Annotated in this window: 16 protein-coding genes; 10 read left to right on the top strand and 6 right to left on the bottom strand. The window is 69.5% G+C overall.

The annotated features are described in order from the left end of the window. Positions 1–835: 835 nt before the first annotated feature. From KBY32_RS30755 to KBY32_RS30735, 5 genes are all read left to right on the top strand, one after another. Entirely contained in the window at positions 836–1,867 is a 1,032-nt protein-coding gene (locus KBY32_RS30755) for an ABC transporter permease (RefSeq protein WP_055621837.1), read from the top strand. A 123-nt stretch (positions 1,868–1,990) separates the two neighbouring features. Continuing rightward, positions 1,991–3,787 carry an ABC transporter substrate-binding protein gene (locus KBY32_RS30750; RefSeq protein ID WP_210982397.1) on the top strand — a complete coding sequence of 599 codons (1,797 nt, stop codon included), beginning with the start codon at positions 1,991–1,993 and terminating at the stop codon, positions 3,785–3,787. Positions 3,788–3,900: 113 nt separating this feature from the next. Further along, positions 3,901–4,878 carry an ABC transporter permease gene (locus KBY32_RS30745; RefSeq protein ID WP_055621839.1) on the top strand — a complete coding sequence of 326 codons (978 nt, stop codon included), beginning with the start codon at positions 3,901–3,903 and terminating at the stop codon, positions 4,876–4,878. Between the two features lie 10 nt (positions 4,879–4,888). Beyond that, positions 4,889–5,950, top strand: a complete 1,062-nt coding sequence (locus tag KBY32_RS30740) for an ABC transporter ATP-binding protein (protein ID WP_055621840.1) — start codon at positions 4,889–4,891, stop codon at positions 5,948–5,950. Between the two features lie 27 nt (positions 5,951–5,977). Next, positions 5,978–7,123, top strand: coding sequence for an ABC transporter ATP-binding protein (locus KBY32_RS30735; protein ID WP_055621841.1), 1,146 nt, complete (start codon positions 5,978–5,980; stop codon positions 7,121–7,123). A 19-nt stretch (positions 7,124–7,142) separates the two neighbouring features. On the opposite strand, the gene KBY32_RS30730 is transcribed toward KBY32_RS30735, so the two are convergent. The 6 genes from KBY32_RS30730 to KBY32_RS30705 are packed head-to-tail and all read right to left on the bottom strand — an operon-like array spanning position 7,143 to position 13,081. Then, entirely contained in the window at positions 7,143–8,120 is a 978-nt protein-coding gene (locus tag KBY32_RS30730) for an ABC transporter ATP-binding protein (RefSeq protein WP_210982396.1), read from the bottom strand. Beyond that, positions 8,117–8,296: a hypothetical protein gene (locus KBY32_RS30725; RefSeq protein ID WP_210982395.1), complete on the bottom strand. Its 180-nt coding sequence runs from the start codon at positions 8,294–8,296 to the stop codon at positions 8,117–8,119. The genes KBY32_RS30730 and KBY32_RS30725 overlap by 4 nt, the downstream gene beginning before the upstream one ends. Beyond that, positions 8,293–9,267 carry an ABC transporter ATP-binding protein gene (locus KBY32_RS30720; RefSeq protein WP_210982394.1) on the bottom strand — a complete coding sequence of 325 codons (975 nt, stop codon included), beginning with the start codon at positions 9,265–9,267 and terminating at the stop codon, positions 8,293–8,295. Before KBY32_RS30720 ends, KBY32_RS30725 begins: the two co-directional genes overlap by 4 nt. Beyond that, a complete protein-coding gene (locus KBY32_RS30715; protein WP_210982393.1) occupies positions 9,264–10,208 on the bottom strand; it encodes an ABC transporter permease in 945 nt (314 codons plus the stop codon). The genes KBY32_RS30720 and KBY32_RS30715 overlap by 4 nt, the downstream gene beginning before the upstream one ends. After that, positions 10,205–11,254 (bottom strand): ABC transporter permease, encoded by a 1,050-nt coding sequence (locus KBY32_RS30710; protein WP_210982392.1) that lies wholly within the window; start codon positions 11,252–11,254, stop codon positions 10,205–10,207. Before KBY32_RS30710 ends, KBY32_RS30715 begins: the two co-directional genes overlap by 4 nt. A 3-nt stretch (positions 11,255–11,257) precedes the next feature. Further along, positions 11,258–13,081: an ABC transporter substrate-binding protein gene (locus tag KBY32_RS30705; RefSeq protein ID WP_210982391.1), complete on the bottom strand. Its 1,824-nt coding sequence runs from the start codon at positions 13,079–13,081 to the stop codon at positions 11,258–11,260. Between the two features lie 315 nt (positions 13,082–13,396). Here KBY32_RS30705 and KBY32_RS30700 point away from each other — a divergent pair, with 315 nt between their 5' ends. The 5 genes from KBY32_RS30700 to KBY32_RS30680 are packed head-to-tail and all read left to right on the top strand — an operon-like array spanning position 13,397 to position 18,941. Further along, positions 13,397–15,019, top strand: coding sequence for an ABC transporter substrate-binding protein (locus KBY32_RS30700; protein ID WP_210982390.1), 1,623 nt, complete (start codon positions 13,397–13,399; stop codon positions 15,017–15,019). Positions 15,020–15,026: 7 nt separating this feature from the next. Continuing rightward, positions 15,027–15,950, top strand: coding sequence for an ABC transporter permease (locus KBY32_RS30695; RefSeq protein ID WP_055621848.1), 924 nt, complete (start codon positions 15,027–15,029; stop codon positions 15,948–15,950). Beyond that, complete coding sequence (locus tag KBY32_RS30690; RefSeq protein ID WP_210982389.1) at positions 15,943–16,932, top strand: ABC transporter permease; 990 nt, start codon at positions 15,943–15,945, stop codon at positions 16,930–16,932. The genes KBY32_RS30695 and KBY32_RS30690 overlap by 8 nt, the downstream gene beginning before the upstream one ends. 7 nt (positions 16,933–16,939) lie before the next feature. Next, a complete protein-coding gene (locus KBY32_RS30685; protein ID WP_210982388.1) occupies positions 16,940–17,914 on the top strand; it encodes an ABC transporter ATP-binding protein in 975 nt (324 codons plus the stop codon). Next, positions 17,907–18,941 carry an ABC transporter ATP-binding protein gene (locus KBY32_RS30680; protein ID WP_210982387.1) on the top strand — a complete coding sequence of 345 codons (1,035 nt, stop codon included), beginning with the start codon at positions 17,907–17,909 and terminating at the stop codon, positions 18,939–18,941. Before KBY32_RS30685 ends, KBY32_RS30680 begins: the two co-directional genes overlap by 8 nt. Positions 18,942–19,046: the final 105 nt, after the last annotated feature.

Raw genomic sequence — 19,046 nt, 5'->3', positions numbered from 1 at the left:
ACGTGAACGGCATAGGGAAAACCCTTGAATCCCTTGTGAGATGCCGGAGAACGGGACAGGTCGCACTATCCTGCCCGCAAGCAGAGGCGGTGCGACTGCCGGTAACCGCGGGTCCGGTGACGCACCGTGCCGGTCCTCGTGGCCGGCGTGTGGCGGGTGGCACAGCACCCCGCGGGCACCCTCCCTTTTCGGCGGGTGAGCGGCAACCCATTTTCGAGACGGGCGTCCGCTATACGGACGGCCAGCTCCGATAGATGTGTAACAAGTCCGTTTCGTAGTGATCTCTCGCCAAACCCTTTGTCCGGATTTTGGAAGGCCTGGCCCCTATCTGTGATCGAACCGAGACCTCGAGACTGTGGTTCGTCGTGTGGCCGATGGCAGATAGTTAGGCGCGTAGAGCTCGTCTGAACGGGTCACGCGCTGACTGCGCCGACTCTCGAGCGCGGGGGGCACCTGACGACTTTCGGCACCGGAACGGGACCGAAAGGTGTCGTGTGCCTCTCTTTGCGGTGAACCAGCGGATTCATGAGGAGGAACCCATGCGAGGTGCCACAAGCGCCATATGGGTCGCGTCGTCCCCGATGGCAGGTGTAGGCCCCGCGGGTGCGCTCAGTGCCGTCACGGTGGTTGCGTTCGCGACGCGGCGTCGCGAACTTCCTTGACGACTCGTTCCGTTGGCCGGCCCCCAGCCGGTCGCGAGCCAGGGTTCCCCCAGGGGCGGCCGACGCCCCTCCGTCGTTGTTCCCCCTCGCGCGCTGCGGATACGTACGCCGTGCGAAGGCCGCCGGGCCAGTGTTCCTCCCCGGTGACCTCCAACCTGTGAAATGGACGAATCATGACGAGTCCAATCGAGCTTGAGGGTGTTGACACCTCCTCCGCCTTGGACAAAGAGAGCGCGTCACCGAGCAAGGCCGAGGAGCCGAAGAAGCTCGCGGGGCGCAGCCCCAGCCAGTTGATGTGGGCGCGGTTCAAGCGCGACCGGACCGGCGTGGTGTCCGCTTTCGTCGTCCTGTTCTTCTTCTTGATCGCCGCCGCCGCGCCGCTGATCGCGAAGGTCTACGGCAAGGACCCGTACACGCTGTACGGCCAGGACAGGCCCGAGCTTCTGGACATGTTCACCATGCCCGCGAAGCCCGCCGGAGGCATCGACGGCGAGTTCTGGTTCGGCATCGAGCCGGGCCTCGGCCGTGACGTCCTCACGCAGCTGATCTACGGCATCCGGACCTCGCTGGCCACCGCCCTCGCCGCGACGGTCATCATGACTGTCCTGGGTGTGCTGATCGGCCTCGCCGGCGGCTACTTCGGCGGCCGTATCGACTACTGGCTCGGCCGGATGACCGACTTCTTCATGGCGCTGCCCAGCCAGCTGTTCTTCGTGGCGGCGATGCCGGTCATCACCACGGTGTTCGTGGCCCCCGACGAGGAGACGCCCACCTACGTGCGGACCTGCGCGATCATCATCGTCCTGTCCTTCCTGGGCTGGATGAGCATGGCGCGTATCGTCCGCGGCGCCACGCTGTCGCTGCGCGACCGCGAGTTCATCGAGGCCGCCCGGATCTCCGGTGCCTCGCCCTGGCGGATCATCCGCAAGGAGCTTCTGCCCAACATCGTCACCCCCACGCTGGTGCAGGCCACCCTGACGCTTCCCAGCACCATCCTCAGCATCGCGTTCCTGTCCTTCGTGGGCGTCGGATATGTCGAACCCACCCCGGACTGGGGCCGGATGTTCGCCATCGGCGCCAACATCGTCGAGCAGGACCCGTACTACATGCTCTTCCCCGGCATCGCCATGGTGATCTTCGTCGTGGCGTTCAACCTCCTGGGCGACTCCGTACGGGACGCCTTCGACCCCAAGACGGGACGCTGACCCGCCCCCGGGCCATCTCCCACCCTCCCCCCACACTCCCGCTCGGCCGGCCCCGGTGCCGTACGGCACCGTCCGGCCCAGTACCAGCAGTGCTCACTACTCACAGGCAGGTGGATCGTCTCCATGAGCATCTTCCGTAACCGCGCCGCTTCGGCCGCCATAGTCGCGGTCGCCGCGGGCGCCCTGACCCTCACCGCCTGCGGCGGGGGCGGCGGTGGCTCCAGCAAGGACAACAGCAAGACCAAGGACGATGCCAAGGCGCAGTCCAAGCCGGTGAAGATCGGTGACGCGAAGGCGTCGACCGGTCCGGCTCCCGAGGTCCCGGGCGCCAAGCCCGGCGGCGTCGCGACGGTGTACCAGGAGGCCGACTTCTCCCACCTGGACCCGGGCCAGATCTACGTCTCCGACGGCAAGCTGCTCAGCCGTCTGATCTTCCGCGGCCTGACCCAGTACGACGAGGACGACCAGGGCAACCTGACCGTCGTGGGCGACCTCGCCACCGACGCGGGCAAGGTCTCGGACGGCGGCAAGACCTGGACCTACACCCTCAAGGACAACCTGAAGGACGCGAACGGCAACCCGATCAACTCGGCGGACATCCGCCACACGGTCGAGCGCCTGTACGCGTCCTACATCACGGACGGCCCGACCTACCTGCAGCAGGCGCTGTCGGGTGCCGGCACCACCTACCGCAAGGCCTACCCGGGTCCGGACAAGGGCAAGCACCTGCCGAAGACCGTCCTGGACACCCCGGACGACAAGACGATCGTCTTCCACTTCAAGGAGGCCCAGGTCGACCTCCCGCAGATGCTGACCATGCCCGGTTACAGCGTCGTGCCCGAGGAGACGGACACCAAGGAGAAGTACGACAACGCCCCGGTCGCCCTGGGCCCGTACAAGATCGCCGACTTCAAGCCCGGCAAGTCCATGAAGCTGGTCAAGAACGACCAGTGGGACGCCAAGTCGGACTCGGTGCGTCACCAGTACGTCGACGGCTTCGACATCGAGATGAACCACGATGACGAGGACCAGACCAAGACGCTCCTCGCGGACCAGGGTTCGGCCAAGAACGCCATGATGTTCACCGGCCAGGTCGCCACCACGCAGCTGCAGCAGGTCGTGGGCAACAAGGCCGCGATGAAGCGCACCATCCAGGGCTACGCGCCGTACGTGTGGCAGCTCAACTTCAACCTGGACCGCGTCAAGGACAAGAAGCTGCGCGACGCCATCACCCTCGCGCTGCCCTCCGCCTCGGTCTTCAAGGCCGACGGTGGCGCCTACGGCGGTGAGGTCGCCAACTCCCTGATGTCGCCCACCACCCCGGGCTACGACGAGGCGTTCGACCCGTTCAACCGCAAGGGCAAGCCGAACGGTGACATCGAGGCCGCCAAGAAGCTCATCAAGGAGGGCGGCTTCGAAGGCAAGAAGCTCGTCTACGCCTACGGCAACACCCCGGTCCGCCAGCAGCAGGCCGTGCTGATCGCCACCGCCCTGGAGAAGATCGGTCTCGACATCCAGAAGAAGGAGATCGACTCCGCCACCTGGTACGAGCAGGTCGGCAAGGTCAAGAACGGCTACGACCTGTACATGACCGGTTGGGGTCAGGACTGGCCGTCGGCGTCCACCGTCTTCCCGCCGCTGTACGACGGCAAGCAGATCCAGGACGGTGCGTCGAACTACTCGCACATCAACGACCCGAAGGTCAACTCGGAGATCGAGCGCATCGCGAAGATCACCGACACGGCCGAGGCCACCAAGGCGTGGGCCGAGCTGAACGAGTACATCTCCAAGGAAGTCAACCCGGCCGCGCCGATCTACTACACCAAGGTCTTCCAGATCTTCGGTTCGAACATCGGCGGCATCCGCTACAGCTCGGACTCGAGCTACGTGGACGTCACCCGCGTCTTCCTGAAGAAGTAACCCGCCAGGTCGGGGCGACGGTGGTGGGCGCGCGGCGGAGCGCCCACCACCCGTCCCCACCCCCCCTGCCAGACCCCCTCCGATTGCCGCCGTCCTGAGAGCAGCTGCCTGCCATGCTTCAATTCCTCATCCGCCGGACATTCGGCGCGGCGCTGATTCTGCTGTTGATCAGTGCGTTCACGTTCTTCATGTTCTTCGCCATCCCGCAGGACCCGGCCACTCTGGCCTGTGGAAAGAACTGCACTCCGGACGCGCTGGCGATCATTCACAAGAACCTCGGCCTCGACAAGCCGGTCACCGTCCAGTACTGGACGTTCCTCGTCGGCATCTTCGCCGGCCGTGACTTCGCCGTCGGCCACTGCGCCGCCCCCTGCTTCGGCGTCTCCTTCGCCAACAACCAGAACGTCTGGGACACGATCGTCGACCGCTTCCCGCTGACGCTCTCGCTGACCGTCGGAAGCCTCCTGGTCTTCCTCTTCCTCGGCCTCGGCGCCGGTCTGCTGGCCGCCAAGAACCGCGGCACCTGGATCGACAAGCTGTTCAGCTCCGGCTCGCTGGTCGTCAGCTCCCTGCAGATCTACTTCCTCGGCCCGCTGGTCCTGCTCGCGCTCGTCTACAGCACCGGCTGGCTCGAGAAGCCGAAGTACGTGCCCTTCTCCGAGGATCTCGGCGGCTGGTTCATGGGCCTGCTGATCCCCTGGGTCGTCATGGCGACCATCTTCACCGCCAACTACACGCGTATGAGCCGCTCCTCGATGATCGAGCAGCTCCAGGAGGAACACGTCAGAGCCGCGCGTGCCAAGGGCATGTCGGCCAACTACACCTTCTTCCGCTACGCGTGGCGCGGCTCCCTCATCCCGATCGTCACCATCCTCGGCATCGACCTGTCCTCCCTGCTCTCGGGCGGCATGGTGACCGAACTGACCTTCGGCCTGGCGGGGCTCGGTCGGCTCGCTCTCGAGTCCGTGACCAACAAGGACCTGCCGATGCTGATGGGCGTCATGCTGGTCAGCGCCGCGCTCATCATCGTCTTCAACCTGATCGTGGACGCCCTGTACGCCGTCATCGACCCGCGCGTGCGCCTGTCCTAGGAGAACCACCGTGACCACTCAGACCAAGCCTGAAGAGGCCGCTGCTCCCGCCTCGGGGGACGCCTTTCTCTCGGTGCGCGACCTCAAGGTCCACTTCTCCACCGAGGACGGCATCGTCAAGGCGGTGGACGGGCTCTCCTTCGACCTCGAGCGCGGCAAGACCCTCGGGATCGTGGGCGAGTCCGGTTCCGGCAAGTCCGTGACCAACCTCGCCGTCCTCGGTCTGCACAACCGCAAGACGACGACGATCGACGGCTCCATCACGCTGGACGGCCAGGAGCTGACCGACGCCGGCGAGAAGCAGCTGGAGACGCTGCGCGGCAAGAAGATGGCGATGATCTTCCAGGACGCGCTGACCGCCCTGTCGCCCTACTACACGGTGGGCCGGCAGATCGCCGAGCCGTTCATGAAGCACACCGGGGCCTCCAAGCGGGACGCCCGGGTGCGCGCCATCGATCTGCTGGAGAAGGTCGGCATCCCGCACCCGCAGCAGCGCGTGGACGACTACCCGCACCAGTTCTCCGGCGGTATGCGCCAGCGCGCCATGATCGCCATGGCGCTGGCCTGCGACCCGGACCTGCTCATCGCGGACGAGCCGACCACCGCGCTCGACGTGACCGTGCAGGCGCAGATCCTCGACCTGCTCAAGGATCTGCAGCAGGAGTTCGGCTCCGCGATCATCATGATCACCCACGACCTCGGCGTGGTCGCCAACATGGCGGACGACATCCTCGTGATGTACGCCGGCCGGGCCGTGGAGCGCGGCACGGTGCGCGAGGTGCTGAAGGCGCCTCAGCACCCGTACACCTGGGGCCTGCTCGGCTCGATGCCGCGGCTGTCCTCGAGCGTCGACGAGCCGCTGCTGCCGATCCCCGGCTCGCCGCCGTCCCTGCTGAACCCGCCGTCGGGCTGCCCGTTCCACCCGCGGTGCGCGCACACCGACAAGGTGCAGGGCGGGCTGTGCGCGGGGGAGCGGCCGGCGCTCGCCGCCGGGCGTGCCGCCGCCTGCCACCTGACGGGGGAGCAGCGGCAGCAGGTCTTCATCGACACGATTCAGCCCCGGCTGGGCTGAGCGGAAACCGGCGACTGGGGCATCACCATGAGCGACAAGAACAACACGACCACGGCGGTCGCCGACGCCGTCCCGCAGCAGCGGGGCAGCGACGAGGCACCGCTGATGAAGGTCAGCGGACTGACCAAGCACTTCCCGATCAAGGGCGGCTTCCCGATCCGGCGCACCGTCGGCCACGTCAAGGCCGTCGACGGCGTGGACTTCGAGGTCTACCCGGGCGAGAGCCTCGGCCTCGTCGGTGAGTCCGGCTGCGGCAAGTCGACCACCGGCCGGCTGCTGACCCGGCTCTACGAGCCGACCGCGGGCACCATCGAGTACAAGGGCCAGGACATCAGCCGGGCCGACCGCCGCAAGCTGGCGCCGATCCGGTCCGAGATCCAGATGATCTTCCAGGACCCGTACGCGTCGCTGAACCCGCGGCAGACGGTCGGCACGATCATCTCCGGCCCGATGGAGATCAACGGGATCAACCCTCCCGGCGGCCGCGAGAAGCGCGTCCGTGAGCTCCTGGAGATCGTCGGTCTCAACCCGGAGCACTACAACCGCTTCCCGCACGAGTTCTCCGGCGGCCAGCGCCAGCGCATCGGCGTCGCGCGCGCCATCGCGCTGGAGCCGAAGCTGATCGTCGCCGACGAGCCGGTCTCGGCCCTCGACGTGTCGATCCAGGCGCAGGTGGTGAACCTGCTCCAGGAAGTGCAGCGGGAGATGGGCATCGCGTTCGTCTTCATCGCCCACGACCTGGCGATCGTCCGGCACTTCTCGCAGCGCGTCGCGGTCATGTACCTCGGCAAGATCGTCGAGATCGCCGACCGTGACTCGATCTACAACGGCCCGCGGCACCCGTACACGCACGCGCTGCTGTCCGCCGTTCCGGACGCCGACATCGACGCGACCAAGCGGGAGCGCATCCGGCTCGCCGGTGACGTGCCCTCGCCGATCATGCCGCCGTCCGGCTGCCGCTTCCGCACCCGCTGCTGGAAGGCGACGGAGAAGTGCGCGACGGAGGAGCCGCCGCTGCTGCGCATCGAGGGCAGCAAGCCCGGTCACCTGACCGCGTGCCACTACCCGGAGGAGCCCACCATCGAGGACCGGGGCGAGGACGTCGTCCTGGACGCCGGCCTGAAGGCCCTGGAGGGTGTCTCCGACCACGACGGGCCGGTCTCCAAGAGCTGACCCCGGTCCTCGTGCGTGGTCAGGCCGGTGCCGTCGCCCGCGCCCAGTGGCAGGCCACCTGGGCGTGCGGGCCCCCGTCGAGGATCTCCGGGTCCTCGGTGCGGCAGGCGTCCGCCACCCCCGCTTGCTCCGCCTCCCCGCTCGCCAGCACCGGGCAGCGGGCGTGGAAGCGGCAGCCGGGCGGCACCCGTGACGGGTCCGGCGGCTCACCGCTGAGGATCACCGGATCACCGGGCGCCTCCGGCAGGACCGACAACAGCGCGCGTGTGTACGGGTGTCGCGGTGCCGTCAGGACCTGCTCGACGTCCCCGGTCTCCACGATCCGGCCCAGGTACATCACCGCCACCCGGTCCGCGATGTTCCACGCCAGCCCCAGATCGTGCGTCACCACCAGCGCGGACAGCCCGAGTTCGGTGCGCAGGCGCAGCAGCAGGGCCAGGATCTCGCCGCGTACGGAGGCGTCCAGGGAGGCCACCGGCTCGTCCGCGACGAGGAGTTCGGGCGCGAGGACCAGCGCGCCCGCGATGACCACGCGCTGGCGCTGCCCGCCCGACAGCTCGTGCGGATAGCGCAGGAAGAACCGCTCGGGCGGCCGCAGCCCCGCCCGGGACAGCGCCTCGGCCACCGCCGCGCGCTCGTCGCCGGTGTACCCGTGGATGCGCAGCCCCTCCGCCACCGCCTCGTACACGGTGTGCCGGGGGTTCAGAGACCCCGTCGGGTCCTGGAGTACGAGCTGGACGCGCCGCCGGTACGCCTTGAGGGCGCGCGCGTCGGGCCGTACCTCCTCCCCGTCGAAGACGACCCGCCCGCTGGTCGGCCGGACCAGCCCGAGCAGGGCGCGGGCCAGGGTCGTCTTGCCACAGCCGGACTCACCGACCAGGGCGACGATCTCCCCGGCACCGATGTCCAGTTCGACCCCGTCCACCGCGTGGGCGGGCGGAGCCCCGTGCCGGCCCGGGAAGGTGACGTGCAGGTCCCGTGCGCTCAGCAGGGTCATGTTCCGCTCCTCGCGTCCTGGGCGGCGCCCACGTGCACACACGCCGCCCGCCGTCCCGTGCCCGAGACCCGGAGCGCCGGATTGTCGACCGCGCCGGAGTCATGCGCGTGGGCGGGCGGAGCCCCGTGCCGGCCCGGGAAGGTGACGTGCAGGTCCCGTGCGCTCAGCAGGGTCATGTTGCGCTCCTCACGTCCTGGGCGGCGCCCACGTGCACACACGCCGCCCGCCGTCCCGTGCCCGAGACCCGCAGGGCCGGGTCGTCGACCGCGCAGGAGTCCAGCGCGACCGGGCAGCGGGGGTGGAAGGCGCACCCGGAGGGCAGGTCCGACGGGTCCGGCGGGTCGCCGGGCAGGCCGCGCGGGGCGAACCGGGACGCCGGGTCGCCGATCCTCGGGAACGCCTCCGACAGCGCCCGTGCGTACGGGTGCCCGGCGTCCTCGTACACCGTGCGCGCCGGTCCCTCCTCGACCACCCGGCCCGCGTACATCACCGCCATCCGGTCGCAGGTCTCGGCGAGGACGGCGAGGTCGTGGCTGATCGCGACGAGCCCGAGCTCCTGCTCGGCGACCAGCCCCTCGATGAGCCGCAGGATCTGCGCCTGGATCATCACGTCCAGCGCGGTCGTCGGCTCGTCGGCGACGACCAGGCGGGGGTCGCAGGCCAGCGCCATCGCGATCATGACACGCTGGCGCTGCCCGCCGGACAGCTCGTGCGGATACGCCGAGGCCCGCGCCGCCGGGAGCCCGACCTGCTCCAGGAGTTCCCCGGTGCGCCGGCGGGCGGTGGCCGGGGTCGCCCGGCGGTGCAGCAGGATCGGCTCGGCGATCTGGTCCCCGACGCGGTGCACGGCGTTCAGCGAGTGCATCGCGCCCTGGAAGACGATCGACGCCCCGGCCCAGCGCACCGCGCGCACCCGGCCCCACCGCATGGCGAGCACGTCCTCGCCGTCCAGCAGGACCTCGCCGCCCACCCGGGTGCCGGGCGGCAGCAGCCGCAGCAGGGCGAGGGCGAGCGTGGACTTGCCGCACCCCGACTCCCCGGCGATGCCGAGCTTCTGCCCGGCCTCCAGACTCAGGTCGACCCCGCGGACGGCGGCCGCGCCGCCCGGGTAGGTCACCTCCAGGTTCCGGACCTCGAGGAGTGTCAACGGGTCACCCCCAGCCTGGGGTTGAGGACGGACTCCACCGCGCGCCCGCACAGCGTGAACGCCAGCGCGACGCCCGCGATCGCGAGGCCGGGCGGCACCAGGTACGACCAGTTCCCGGAGCTGACCGAGCCGGCCTCCCGGGCGTCCTGGAGCAGCCCGCCCCAGGACACGACGGTCGGGTCGCCCAGCCCCAGGAAGGCGAGCGTCGCCTCGGCGAGGATGGAGGAGGAGATCATCAGCGTGGTCTGGGCGAGGACCAGCGGCATCACATTGGGCAGGACGTGCCGGACCATGATGTGCCGGTGCCCGCCGCCCAGCGCCCGGGCCCGCTCGATGTACGGCCGGGCCTCCACGGCGAGGGTCTGCGCCCGCACCAGCCGGGCCGTGGTCGGCCAGGACGTCACACCGATCGCCAGCACGACCGTGGCCAGCGAGCGGGACATCACGGTGGCCAGCGCGATCGCGAGGACCAGCGTCGGCATCACCAGGAACCAGTCGGTGATCCGCATGACCACGGTGGCGTACGCGCCCTTGAAATGGCCCGCGGTGATCCCGACCAGGGTGCCGATCGCCACCGACAGCGCGGCCGCGAGCAGCCCCACGAGCAGCGACACCCGGGACCCCCACACCACCAGGCCGAGCAGGTCCCGCCCGAACCGGTCGGTGCCCAGCCAGAACGCGCCGCTCGGGGTCTCCAACGGCTGCCCGGGCGCCCCCGTCACGCTGGACACGTCGGAGCCGACGGTGAACGGCGCGGTCAGCGCGGCCAGCGCGAACAGGGCCAGCGCGGCCAGCCCCACCAGTCCGGCCCGGTGGGTGCGGTACTCCCGCCAGAAGCGCGCGGCGGACGCACGGCGCCGGCGTCGGGCGAGCGTCCGCGCGCTCGGCGCCTTCGGTCCGGCACCCCGGTCGGTCACCGGCTCCCCGGTCCCGGCCGTCATCGGCCCACCCGCGGGTCGAGCAGCGGGTACACGAGGTCGGCCAGGGTGTTCATGACGATCACCGTCCCGGCGAAGAAGAGGAACAGGCCCTGCACCAGCGGCAGGTCGGGCACGCTCAGCCCCTGGTAGAACAGCCCGCCGAGCCCCGGCCAGGAGAACACCGTCTCGACCAGGATGACGCCGGCGACGGTCCGGCCGAGGTTGACGAAGACGAGGGTCACGGTCGGCAGCAGCGCGTTCGGCACGGCGTGCCGGCGGCGCACCTGGTCGTCGCGGAGCCCCTTGGCGCGGGCCGTCGTCAGGTAGTCGCCGCCCATCTCGTCCAGCAGCGCGGACCGGGCCACCAGCAGGGTCTGGCCGTACTCGACCGCGACCAGCGTGACGACGGGCAGGACCAGATGGTGGGCGACGTCGAGGACCTGGGCGAATCCCTCCTCGCCGCCGGACTCCATGCCGCCGGTCGGGAACAGCCCGGGGACCGGGCCGATGCCGACGGCGAACACGATGATGAGCAGCAGGCCCAGCCAGAACGACGGCACGGAGTACAGGGTCAGCGCCAGCCCGGTGTTCAGCCGGTCGCCGAGCCCGCCGTGCCGCCAGGCCGAGCGGGTGCCCAGCACGATGCCGAGCAGGGTGAACAGGACGAAGGCGGTGCCGGTGAGGAGCAGCGTGTTGGGCAGCGCCTCCGCGATCTTGTCGGTGACGGGCGCGTGGAACTGGTACGACGTCCCGAGATCGCCGGTGAGCGCCTTGCCGCAGTACTCGGTGAACTGCTGCCACAGCGGCAGGTCGAGCCCGAACTCCTCGCGGTAGGCGGCCATCTGCTCGGCCGAGACCGGCCGGCCGCCGGTCATGGTCTTGACCGGGTCGCCGGGGATCAGCCGGAACAGGAAGAACCCGGTGACGAGCACGGCGAACAGGGAGACGGCGGCGCCGCCCACCTTGCCCGCGCCGTAGCGCAGATAGCGCGTGGTGGTGCGCGCCCGCGGTCCGGGGACCGCGGGCGCGGCGGCCTTCACGGCCGCGGTGAGGGGTGCGTCGGTCATGCGCTACTCGCGGTCCTCGGCGGTGGACCGGCGGCGCAGCGCGAAGAGGACGCCCGCGCCCGCGAGGACCACGACACCGGCGACGATGCCGACGACGACACCCGTCGAACTCGAGCCGCCGGAGTCCCCGCCGTCCGCCGGGGTGGCCGACCACCAGCTCCAGTAGCCGTCCTGCCCGTAGATGTTGCCCGCCTTCTCGGGCATCGTCGTGATCGAGGCGATCTGGTCCGTGCGGTAGGCCTCGACGGCGTTCGGGTAGGCCATGACGTTCATGTACCCGAGGTCGTACAGCCGGGACTGCATCTGCTTGACGAGGTCGGCCCGCTTGGCCGGGTCGTACTCGGCGAGCTGCTTCGCGTACAGCTCGTCGTACTGCTTGTCGCAGATGAAGTTGTCGGTGGCGCCGGTGTCCTTCGGGGTGGCGGGCAGCGCCCCGCAGGTGTGGATCGACATCACGAAGTCGGGATCGGGGTTGACGGACCAGCCGTCGAAGGCGAGGTCGTACTGGCCGGCCAGCCAGGGGTCGGTGACGTTGTCCACGCAGTTCAGGGAGACGCCGATGCCGAGGTCGCCCCACCACTCCTGGAGGTACTGCCCGATGGCCTTGTCGTTGGGGTCGGTGGCGTGGCAGAGCACGCGGTAGTCGAGCGGCTTGCCGTCCTTGCCGACGCGCTTGCCGTCAGCGTTCTTCTTGTACCCGGCCTCGTCGAGGAGCCGGGCCGCCTTCGCCGGGTCGTAGGCGAGCTCCTGCCCGTCCGACGGCTTCCAGAAGTACGAGCCGAAGCGCGGCGGTATGTAGCCCTCGCCCTGCACGGCGTACCCCTGGAACACCTTGTCGACGACGGTCTTGCGGTCGACGGCCATGAACAGCGCGTGCCGCACCCGCTCGTCCTTCAGGGACGTGTCGCCGTCGCCGAACGTGTCGCCGTTCTTCGCCCGGGCGCCGGGGTTGACGGCCAGCGCGTAGAAGCGGCGGCCGGGGGCGTCGTTCACCTTGATGTTCTTCTCGCCCTCGAGCGAGGACGCCTGGGCGGGCGTGAGGGCCGGCGATCCGGAGACGAAGGAGACCTCGCCCTTGCGCAGGGCGGCGACGGCCGCGTCCTGGTCCTTGTAGTAGCGGAAGACCAGCTCGTCGAACTTGGGCGCCCCGCGCCAGAAGTCCTTGTTGGCCTTCAGCCGCACATAGCTGTCGGGCTTGTAGTCGGTGAGGATGAATGGCCCGTTTCCGACGATGGGGAACTTCTTGTCGTTGTTGAACTCGGAGTAGTCGTCGACCTTCTCCCAGACGTGCTTCGGCACGATCGGCACGTCCAGGGCCGTCATCGTGGCCTGCGGCTTCTTCAGCTCGATGACCAGCTTGGTGGGGCTCGGGGCGGTCACCTTGCGGAAGTTGGCGACGAAACTGCCGTTGGCGGTCGCCGCGTCCGGGTCGGTCATCATCGTGTTGAACGTCCACGCCGCGTCCTCGGCCGTGGCCCGCTTCCCGTCCGACCACGAGGAGTCGGAGCGGATCGTGTAGGTCCAGGTCAGCTTGTCCGGCGACGACGTCCACTTGGTGGCCAGGGCGGGGATCGCCCGGGCGTCCTTCGCGTCGTAGTTGGTGAGGTACTCGTACGTCAGCCGGTGGATGCTGGTGCTCAGGAGCCGCTGGGCGAGGAACGGGCTCAGTGAGTCGACGCTCTGTGCGACTGCGACGGTGAGGACCTTGTCGCCGTCCGCGGCCGCCGCCTGCTGCGGCACCAGTCCGGCCGCCAGGGTCAGGGCGGCGGCTCCGGTGGCGGCGACCAGGCGCCGCCGTGCTCTGCCGTGCTGCTCAGAAGTACTCATGGTGGTGACCTCGCGTCATCGCTTGCAGAGGGACGGCCTGTTGGACTGTCAGCGCGTTCATGCGCACGCCAACGGCGCATGAAACCCCATGTGGCCTGCGGAAACAACGAAGTGATGAGATTGAGACAGCCAGTGGTCCAGACCGCTGAAGCGGCCCTGGTCGCGGCGTGACGCCCTGGCGGGACCGTGCCGCCGAACGGGCCAACCGCGCCCCCGGATGGCGTCCGTGCGCATGCGCCGCCGCCGCGCGGCTGCCGATAGTGGCTGCCAGAGCATGGCGTCGACCAGGGCGCCGCGGTCACGAGGAGGCACTCGATGCGCGCAGCCAGGCACGCCCGATGGGCCGCGGCCGCGATGGTCGTTGCGCTCGCGACGACCGCCTGCGGAGGCGGCGCCGACGCCGGGGAGGGCGGGGCGGTGCTCAGCTCCTCCTGGACGGACCCGCAGAACCCGCTGGAGCCGGCCAACACCAACGAGGTGCAGGGCGGCAAGGTGCTGTCCATGATCTTCCGGGGGCTGAAGCAGTACGACCCGAAGACCGGCGAGGCGAAGAACATGGTCGCCGAGCGCATCGAGACGTCCGACTCGCAGCACTTCACCGTCACCCTGAAGGACGGCTGGACGTTCAGCGACGGCGAGAAGGTCACCGCGAAGTCGTTCGTCGACGCCTGGAACTATGGCGCGAGCCTGGAGAACAACCAGAAGAACGCCTACTTCTTCAGCTACATCGAGGGCTACGACCAGGTCCACCCCGAGCAGGGGAAGCAGCGCGCGAAGACCATGTCCGGCCTGAAGGTCATCGACGAGCGGACCTTCACGGTCACGCTCAGCCAGAAGTTCTCCGGCTTCCCGGACACCCTCGGCTACAACGCGTTCGTCCCGCTGCCCCGGTCGTTCTACGAGGACCACGCGGGCTGGCTCGCCAAGCCCGTCGGCAACGGCCCGTACACCGTGCAGTCGTACACCAGGGGCTCGGAGATGCGGCTGGTGCGGTGGGACGCCTACGCCGGACCCGACGCGGCCCGCAACGACGGCGTCACCCTGAAGGTCTACACCGACAACAACACGGCCTACACCGACCTGATGGCCGGCAACCTCGACCTGGTCGACGACGTCCCCGCCCAGCAGCTGAAGAACGTCCGCGCCGACCTCGACGGCCGCTACCTCAACACCCCGGCCGGCATCATCCAGACCCTGTCCTTCCCGCACTACGACAAGCGCTGGACCGGGCCCGGCGCCGACAAGGTCCGCAAGGGCCTGTCCCGGGCCATCGACCGCGAGCAGATCACCCGGACGATCTTCCAGGGAACCCGCACCCCCGCCACCGACTGGACGTCCCCCGTGCTCGGCGCCGAGGGCGGCTACAAGGCCGGGCTGTGCGGCGAGTGGTGCGCGTACGACGCCGCCGCGGCCCGCAAGCTCATCGAGGAGGGCGGCGGGCTGCCCGGCGGCCAGGTCAAGATCACGTACAACGCGGACACCGGGTCCCACAAGCTGTGGGTGGACGCCGTCTGCAACTCCATCAACAACGCCCTGAACGACGACAAGGCCTGCGTCGGCAACCCGATGGGCACCTTCGCCGACTTCCGCAGCAAGTCCACCACCCAGAAGATCGCCGGGCCGTTCCGGGCGGGCTGGCAGATGGACTACCCGCTCACCCAGAACTTCCTCCAGCCGCTCTACTACACCAACGCCTCCTCCAACGACGGCAAGTGGTCCAACAAGGAGTTCGACCGGCTCGTCGACCGGGCGAACGCCGAGACGGACCCCGCGAAGGCCGTGAAGCTGTTCCAGCAGGCGGAGGAGGTCGTCCGCGACGAGATGGCGGCCATCCCGCTCTGGTACCAGAACGGCAGCGCCGGCTGGTCCGAGCGCCTGTCCGACGTGACCCTCAACCCGTTCAGCGTCCCCGTCTACGAACAGATCAAGGTCGGCTGAGCCCGCCATGGGACGGTACGTCGTCCGGCGCCTGGTGCAGATGGTCCCGGTGTTCATCGGGTCCACCCTGCTGATCTTCCTCATGGTGAACGTGATGGGCGACCCCGTCGCGGGCCTGTGCGGCGACCGCCGGTGCGACCCGGCGACGGCCACCCGGCTGCGCCAGGAGTTCGGCCTCGACCAGCCCGTGTGGCGGCAGTACCTGACCTACATGGGGAACGTGTTCACCGGGGACTTCGGGACCGCCTTCAACGGGCAGGAGGTCACCGAGCTGATGTCCACGGCCTTCCCCGTCACCCTCCGGCTGACCATCGTGGCGCTCTGCTTCGAGATCCTCATCGGCGTCACCCTCGGCGTCCTCACCGGGCTGCGCCGCGGCCGCCCCGTCGACACCGGCGTACTGCTGCTCACCCTCGTCGTCATCTCCGTCCCCACCTTCGTCACCGGCCTCCTGCTCCAGCTGCTGCTCGGCGTCGAATGGGGCTGGATCAGACCCTCGGTCTCCCCGGCGGCCCCCTTCGGCGAACTCCTGCTGCCCGGCCTCGTCCTGGCCTCGGTCTCCCTGGCCTACGTCACCCGCCTGACCCGGACGTCCATCGCCGAGAACCGCCGCTCCGACTACGTCCGCACCGCGGTCGCCAAGGGCCTGCCCCGCCACCGCGTCGTCACCCGCCACCTTCTGCGCAACTCCCTCATCCCGGTCGTCACGTTCCTCGGCGCCGACATCGGCTTCCTCATGGGCGGCGCGATCGTCACCGAGCGGATCTTCAACATCCACGGCGTCGGCTACCAGCTCTACCAGGGCATCGTCCGCCAGAACACCCAGACGGTCGTCGGCTTCGTGACGGTCCTCGTCCTCGTCTTCCTGCTCTGCAACCTGGTCGTCGACCTCCTGTACGCCGTACTCGACCCGAGGATCCGCTATGCCTGAACAGCCGTTCCCGCCCGAGGGGGTGATCGCCGGCGGCGCGATGGACCTGACCCCGACCGAGACGGGGACGGTACGGCCCCCCGACGGAACCGGCGAACCCGCCCCGCCCGCGGCCGCCCGGCCCGAAGCCACCGACCGGCCCCGCAGCCTCTGGTCCGACGCCTGGCGCGACCTCCGCCGCAATCCCGTCTTCCTCCTCTCCGCCCTGGTGATCCTCTTCCTGATCGTCATCTCCCTGTGGCCGTCCCTGATTGCCTCCGGCAGCCCCCTGAAGTGCGACCTGGCCCGCGCCCAGCAGGGCTCCGCACCCGGCCACCCCTTCGGCTTCGACGGCCAGGGCTGCGACGTCTACACCCGCACCGTCCACGGCGCCCGTACGTCCGTCGTCGTCGGCGTCTGCGCCACGCTCGGGGTGGCCGTCCTCGGCTCGCTCCTCGGCGCGCTCGCCGGATTCTTCGGCGGCTGGTGGGACGCCGTGCTGTCCCGCATCACCGACGTCTTCTTCGCCATCCCGGTCGTCCTGGGCGGCCTGGTCCTGCTCTCGGTCGTGACCGCCAACTCGGTCTGGCCGGTGGTCGGCTTCATCGTGCTGCTCGGCTGGCCGCAGATCTCCCGGATCGCCCGCGGCTCGGTCATCACCGTCCAGCAGAACGACTACGTCCAGGCCGCCCGAGCCCTGGGCGCCTCCCCGGCACGAATCCTCCTGCGCCACATCGCACCGAACGCGGTCGCCCCCGTCATCGTCGTCGCGACCATCGCGCTGGGCACATACATCGCCCTGGAGGCCACCCTCTCCTACCTCGGCGTGGGCCTGAAGCCGCCGAGCGTCTCCTGGGGCATCGACATCTCGGCCGCCTCCCCGTACGTCCGCACCGCCCCGCACGCCCTGCTGTGGCCCTCGGGGGCGCTGGCGATCACCGTCCTGGCCTTCATCATGCTGGGCGACGCACTGCGCGACGCCCTCGACCCGAAGCTGAGGTGAGGACGCCGTGCTGCTCGACGTACACGACCTGAAGGTGGAGTTCCGGACCCGGGACGGCATCGCCCGCGCCGTCAACGGCGTCAGCTTCGGCGTCGACGCGGGCGAGACACTCGCGGTGCTCGGCGAATCAGGCTCCGGCAAGTCCGTGACGGCACAAGCGGTGATGGGCATCCTGGACTCCCCACCGGGCCGGATCACCGCCGGAAAGGTCCTCTTCCAAGGCCGCGACCTGCTGCGGCTGAACGAGGACGAACGACGGCGCGTACGCGGCGCCGAGATGGCGATGATCTTCCAGGACGCGCTGTCGTCCCTCAACCCCGTCCTCCCCGTCGGCGACCAGCTCGGCGAGATGTTCGTCGTGCACCGGGGCATGTCCCGCAAGGACGCCCGCGCCAAGGCCGTGGAGCTGATGGACCAAGTCCGCATCCCCGGCGCCAGGGAGCGAGTGAAGCAGTACCCGCACCAGTTCTCCGGCGGCATGCGCCAACGCATCATGATCGCCATGGCGATCGCCCTGGAACCCGCCCTGATCATCGCCGACGAACCCACGACAGCCCTGGACGTCACCGTGCAGGCCCAGGTCATGGACCTGCTGGCCGAACTACGCCGCGAGTACAAGATGGCCCTCGTCCTGATCACCCACGACCTCGGCGTGGTCGCCGACGTGGCCGACCGGATCGCCGTGATGTACGCGGGCCGGATCGTGGAATCGGCACCGGTCCAGGACATCTACAAGGCGCCCGCCCACCCGTACACCAGGGGCCTGCTGGAGTCCGTCCCGCGCCTGGACCTCAAGGGCCGCGAACTGACCGCCATCAGCGGCCTGCCCCCCAACCTCACCCGCATCCCGCCCGGCTGCGCCTTCCACCCCCGCTGCCCGATGGCCCGCGACGTCTGCCGCACCGACGAGCCCCCGCTGTACCCGGTCTCCGAGACTCGCGGCAGCGCCTGCCACTTCCGGACGGAGTGCCTGCATGCCTGAGGCGATCCTCGAAGTCGAGGAACTGGTCAAGCACTACCCCCTCACCCGCGGCGTCCTGCTCCGCAAACAGATCGGCTCCGTGAAGGCGGTCGACGGCATCGACCTCACCCTCCACCGTGGCGAAACCCTGGGCGTCGTAGGGGAGTCAGGCTGCGGCAAATCCACGGTGGCCCGCATGCTGGTGAACCTGGAACGCCCCACGGCCGGCACCATCCGCTACAAGGGCGAGGACATCACCAGACTCTCCGGCCGCGCCCTGAAGGCGGTGCGCCGCAACATCCAGATGGTCTTCCAGGACCCGTACACCTCGCTCAACCCCCGGATGACGGTGGGCGACATCGTCGGCGAGCCCTACGACATCCACCCCGAGGTGGCCCCGAAGGGCGACCGCCGCCGCCGGGTGCGCGAACTCCTGGACGTGGTCGGCCTCAACCCGGAACACATCAACCGCTACCCGCACCAGTTCTCCGGCGGCCAGCGCCAGCGCATCGGCATCGCGCGCGGCCTGGCCCTGCGCCCGGAGATCATCGTGGCCGACGAACCGGTCTCCGCACTCGACGTCTCCGTCCAGGCACAGGTGATCAACCTGATGGCCCGCCTGCAACGGGAGTTCGGCCTCTCCTACGTCTTCATCGCGCACGACCTGTCGATCGTCCGCCACATCTCGGACCGCGTCAGCGTGATGTACCTGGGACGCATCGTGGAAACCGGCGGAGACACCGCCATCTACGACCACCCGACCCACCCCTACACCCAGGCCCTGCTCTCAGCGGTCCCGGTCCCCGACCCACAGGCCCGCCGCGAACGGATCATCCTCACCGGAGACGTCCCGTCCCCGACCCAGGTGCCGTCCGGCTGCCGCTTCCGTACCCGCTGCTTCAAGGCAAGGGACCGCTGCGCGGCCGAGATCCCGGTGCTCGCGGTACCGCAAAGCCTCCGTGGCCCGGCGGCCCACCCCTCGGCGTGCCACTTCGCCGAGGAGAAGCAAGTCGTCCGTATCCCCACAAAGACCACCGAACCGCGTTAACACGCAGGCAACTTGACCGACCCGGTTCCGATATACGGACGCGCCAGGCTGAACACCGTACGGCCGTGCGGGTGCCGTAGACGGACCGGGGTGCCCATGGGCACC

This window comes from Streptomyces sp. RK62, from assembly GCF_018070255.1.
In the GTDB taxonomy this organism is placed as follows: domain Bacteria; phylum Actinomycetota; class Actinomycetes; order Streptomycetales; family Streptomycetaceae; genus Streptomyces; species Streptomyces nigra.
The sequence above is the reverse complement of the archived record's forward strand: the minus strand, read 5'-3'. Positions and strand labels throughout refer to the sequence as shown.

What these genes read in the sequence shown, in the direction of transcription:
- KBY32_RS30755 (WP_055621837.1), top strand. Translation starts at nt 836, where the DNA reads ATGACGAGTCCAATCGAGCTTGAGGGTGTTGACACCTCCTCCGCCTTG.
- KBY32_RS30750 (WP_210982397.1), top strand. Translation starts at nt 1,991, where the DNA reads ATGAGCATCTTCCGTAACCGCGCCGCTTCGGCCGCCATAGTCGCGGTC.
- KBY32_RS30745 (WP_055621839.1), top strand. Translation starts at nt 3,901, where the DNA reads ATGCTTCAATTCCTCATCCGCCGGACATTCGGCGCGGCGCTGATTCTG.
- KBY32_RS30735 (WP_055621841.1), top strand. Translation starts at nt 5,978, where the DNA reads ATGAGCGACAAGAACAACACGACCACGGCGGTCGCCGACGCCGTCCCG.
- KBY32_RS30730 (WP_210982396.1), bottom strand. Translation starts at nt 8,120, where the DNA reads ATGACCCTGCTGAGCGCACGGGACCTGCACGTCACCTTCCCGGGCCGG.
- KBY32_RS30725 (WP_210982395.1), bottom strand. Translation starts at nt 8,296, where the DNA reads ATGACCCTGCTGAGCGCACGGGACCTGCACGTCACCTTCCCGGGCCGG.
- KBY32_RS30715 (WP_210982393.1), bottom strand. Translation starts at nt 10,208, where the DNA reads ATGACGGCCGGGACCGGGGAGCCGGTGACCGACCGGGGTGCCGGACCG.
- KBY32_RS30710 (WP_210982392.1), bottom strand. Translation starts at nt 11,254, where the DNA reads ATGACCGACGCACCCCTCACCGCGGCCGTGAAGGCCGCCGCGCCCGCG.
- KBY32_RS30705 (WP_210982391.1), bottom strand. Translation starts at nt 13,081, where the DNA reads ATGAGTACTTCTGAGCAGCACGGCAGAGCACGGCGGCGCCTGGTCGCC.
- KBY32_RS30700 (WP_210982390.1), top strand. Translation starts at nt 13,397, where the DNA reads ATGCGCGCAGCCAGGCACGCCCGATGGGCCGCGGCCGCGATGGTCGTT.
- KBY32_RS30695 (WP_055621848.1), top strand. Translation starts at nt 15,027, where the DNA reads ATGGGACGGTACGTCGTCCGGCGCCTGGTGCAGATGGTCCCGGTGTTC.
- KBY32_RS30690 (WP_210982389.1), top strand. Translation starts at nt 15,943, where the DNA reads ATGCCTGAACAGCCGTTCCCGCCCGAGGGGGTGATCGCCGGCGGCGCG.
- KBY32_RS30680 (WP_210982387.1), top strand. Translation starts at nt 17,907, where the DNA reads ATGCCTGAGGCGATCCTCGAAGTCGAGGAACTGGTCAAGCACTACCCC.